At 39.6% G+C, this 3,250-nt stretch carries 4 protein-coding genes and 1 pseudogene; 2 read left to right on the forward strand and 3 right to left on the reverse strand.

Annotated features, from left to right (window positions below; translation table 11 throughout):
• A partial coding sequence (locus ABWO41_RS17255; RefSeq protein ID WP_502945663.1) for a DUF72 domain-containing protein occupies positions 1-132 on the reverse strand: 132 nt, incomplete at its 3' end.
• A gap of 208 nt (positions 133-340) precedes the next feature.
• On the opposite strand from ABWO41_RS17255, the pseudogene ABWO41_RS16945 reads away from it, so the two are divergent.
• Positions 341-1,144: pseudogene (locus tag ABWO41_RS16945) on the forward strand (DUF1593 domain-containing protein); the annotation flags it as partial.
• Complete coding sequence (locus ABWO41_RS16950) at positions 1,130-1,633, forward strand: DUF5060 domain-containing protein (protein WP_353140559.1); 504 nt, start codon at positions 1,130-1,132, stop codon at positions 1,631-1,633. The pseudogene ABWO41_RS16945 and the gene ABWO41_RS16950, both read left to right, overlap by 15 nt.
• Positions 1,634-1,725: 92 nt before the next feature.
• On the opposite strand, the gene ABWO41_RS16955 is transcribed toward ABWO41_RS16950, so the two are convergent.
• Positions 1,726-2,799, reverse strand: a complete 1,074-nt coding sequence (locus tag ABWO41_RS16955; RefSeq protein WP_353140555.1) for an NAD(P)-dependent alcohol dehydrogenase — start codon at positions 2,797-2,799, stop codon at positions 1,726-1,728.
• A 31-nt stretch (positions 2,800-2,830) separates the two neighbouring features.
• Positions 2,831-3,250, reverse strand: a 420-nt coding sequence (locus tag ABWO41_RS16960) for a cyclophilin-like fold protein (RefSeq protein ID WP_353140557.1), incomplete at its 5' end; no start/stop codon positions are given.

The raw sequence follows: 3,250 nt of genomic DNA on the forward strand, positions 1-3,250 counted from the left end.
ATTCAGTTCCAAAGTGTTAAAGTGCTGACAATAATAATCGAACCACTTTTTCTGCGGTAGGTCTTCCGGATAAAAAGCCCCTTTCCAGTTCTTATAATAAAATCCCGAACAACCGATAAACCACTGTTTCATAGCATAAATCAAATATCATCTTAGAGATAACATCTTACATGCCAAAATATGGCAATTGTTTGCCCTTTCTTTTACGACCTTCAGAAATGAATATAAAGGTTCATATGCCTTAGACCTCACATTAAGCTGAAAAAACCCATAAGGAAGTTATTTCTTATTTTATAAATAACAATTAAACACTTATTTTACAGGTGCGATAAATCTAAAAATGAAAAAAGGAATTTTGTTATCAGCCATACTTTGCCTGTTCACCGTTAGCATTTTTGCACAGAAACCGGTACCTCTAAAACCAAGAGTTTTAATAAGTACAGACATTGGTGGTACTGATCCCGACGATAACCAATCTATGGCACATTTGCTAATGTATAGTGACCTGTTTACCCTCGAAGGGCTTGTTTCATCACCCTCTTACGGGGAAGGGAGCAAAGAAGAAATTTTACGCATGATTAGTCTTTATGAAAAAGACCTATCCAAACTTTGGAAACATAATAAGAAGCTTTCGAAGCCAGACTATTTACGTTCCATTACCAAACAAGGTCGTAAAGGCAGTGCACCACATAGAGGCTACAGCAGTGCAACAGAAGGCTCTGATTGGATAATAAGCTGTGCCCAAAAAAATAGTCCTCAACCACTTTGGGTTTTATGTTGGGGCGGCCTTGATGATTTGGCACAGGCCCTGCATGATGCACCGGAAATTTAGAATAAAATACGAGTGTATTGGATTGGAGGCCCAAACAAAAAGTGGAGTGCCAATAGCTACGCCTATATTGCAGCTAACTTTCCTAAATTGTGGTTTATTGAAGTTAATTCAAGCTATTACGGTTTTTTCTCCAATAACCAGGTTCCCGACAGCATAAATAATTCGAATTATTATGAAACGGTAATTAATGCTGCCGGTTACTTAGGCAAGGATTTTAAAAGTTACTACAATGGTGAAATAAAAATGGGGGACTCTCCCTCTCTGTTTTATTTAATGGATGGAGATCCAGAAAATCCAATGCGAGAAAGCTGGGGCGGCAGCTTCGAGAAGTTTAATCATAGCCCTCGTATCGTTTATAATGGCACAACAAGTTTAAAAGATACCGTAGCATTTTGCACCATTCTAGAATTTCATTTAAAGGGTCCGGATCTTAACATTCCTTCAGACTCGGTTTGTTTTTGGATGGAGGTTCCGTATGGAAAGTCAGTACAAAAATGGCCTGGATACCATTTAGGAAAGGGTGACTATGTAATCAGATACATCCCTAAAAAGGCGGAAACCCTACAATACCGTTTCACCTCTGCTATAACAGCAATTAATGGATTGAAAGGCAACATTGTGGTTAACAATTTATGGCCGGGCAAGAAACATTCTACTGATTATCAATTGGGCGATAATTGGTATACCGATAAAGGCAGTCCAGACCTGTATGATGGAAAAATACAAGGTGGAAAAACCATCCTGAAATGGAGAAAGGATATTTTACAGGACTGGGCAAAACGTTGGACCTGGTTGAAATAAAATCAACTCTCTGCTTAGCAAAGATAATTAAGGTATGTCTCCTGTATTGCTTATAAAGCTCAGGTACAGGAGATATACCTCTTAATATTAAATCATTCTGATGGATTGACTTCATTCTTTAAGCTCGCCATATCAATTACAAAACGGTATTTCACGTCACCTTTTAAAAGACGTTCGTAAGCATTATTGATATCCTGCATACGAATCAGTTCGATATCCGAAGTAATGTTATGCTGACCACAGAAATTGAGCATTTCCTGTGTTTCTGCAATACCGCCAATCATCGAACCTGCAAAACTCCTGCGTGTCGGGATAAGGCTGAATGGAGCTACAGGCAGAGGATGCTCGGGTGCTCCTACAAGTGTAAGCGATCCGTCTCTTTTCAACAGACTTAAGTAAGCGTTGATGTTATGCTGAGCAGATACACAATCCAGAATAAAATGTAATGTACCCGCATTCGCTCTCATTTGTTCTTCATTTGAAGAAAGAATTACTTCATCTGCGCCCAAACGTTTGGCGTCTTCTACTTTCCCAGTCGAAGTAGTAATAACTACAACATAGGCGCCCATAGCTTTTGCTATTTTTACACCCATATGTCCCAACCCGCCAATACCTACAATCCCTACTTTTTTACCCGGACCAACATTCCAATGCCTTAATGGTGAATAGGTAGTAATGCCCGCGCATAACAAAGGTGCAGTTGCAGCAAGATCGAGGTTTTCGGGAATTTTTAAAACGAAATCCTGGTCTACCACCACACGTTCAGAATAACCGCCAAAGGTTTGCTGGTTCAAGTATTTTTCGTGACCATTATAGGTTTGCACATTGCCGTTTTCACAATATTGTTCGAGTCCCTCTTTGCAGCTCTCACATTCCCTGCAGCTGTCTACCATACAGCCAACACCAGCCAGATCACCAACTTGAAATTTGGTAACTTCACTCCCCACTTTGGTAATTCGTCCGACAATTTCGTGGCCGGGGACATTCGGATAAACCGTACCGCCCCATTCGTTACGGGCGGTGTGCAGGTCGGAATGACATACGCCACAATATAAAATATCAATTTCAACGTCTTTTGCCGTCACTTCCCGGCGTTCGATATTCATGGGCTTTAAATCTGCTTCGGGCGCCGCTGTTCCGAAAGCTTTTACGCTGTATTTATTCATAGTTTGACAATTATATATTTATAAAACACACTTATTCCCTTTTAAAAGTAACAGTAACATTTCCAGTACCTAAAGCAGCTATTAAACCAGTTATATCATCGACGTGTCCTAATTTTGTGTAACTATAAGGTGTGGAAAAACTTTTATAAAACAGTACGAGAGTTTTGGATCCATACAGCATTAAATCTCCGTTCCGAATAGTGCCGGGGTCAGATGCATTTACCGGAAGGCTTTGAGATAAATCATAATATTTCTCGTTTCCGTTCAGTTCTATCATGTTAACTGTAAGAGGCAACAGCTCCAAAAATGCTCTTGCAGAATTATTGTCTGCTACCGTAACAGCAAAAGTTTTTGAGTTTACCCGTATTCTAATTTTAGCATTTTCCATCTTATTATCACTATACTCGATATAAACATCAGAATCACTGTTTTTGCCACCGGACGAAGCACA

This window comes from Pseudopedobacter sp. (genome assembly GCF_040392825.1).
GTDB lineage: Bacteria > Bacteroidota > Bacteroidia > Sphingobacteriales > Sphingobacteriaceae > Pseudopedobacter.

Coding starts and splice junctions, on each gene's coding strand:
- ABWO41_RS16950 (WP_353140559.1), top strand. CDS start 1,130: ATGCGAGAAAGCTGGGGCGGCAGCTTCGAGAAGTTTAATCATAGCCCT.
- ABWO41_RS16955 (WP_353140555.1), bottom strand. CDS start 2,799: ATGAATAAATACAGCGTAAAAGCTTTCGGAACAGCGGCGCCCGAAGCA.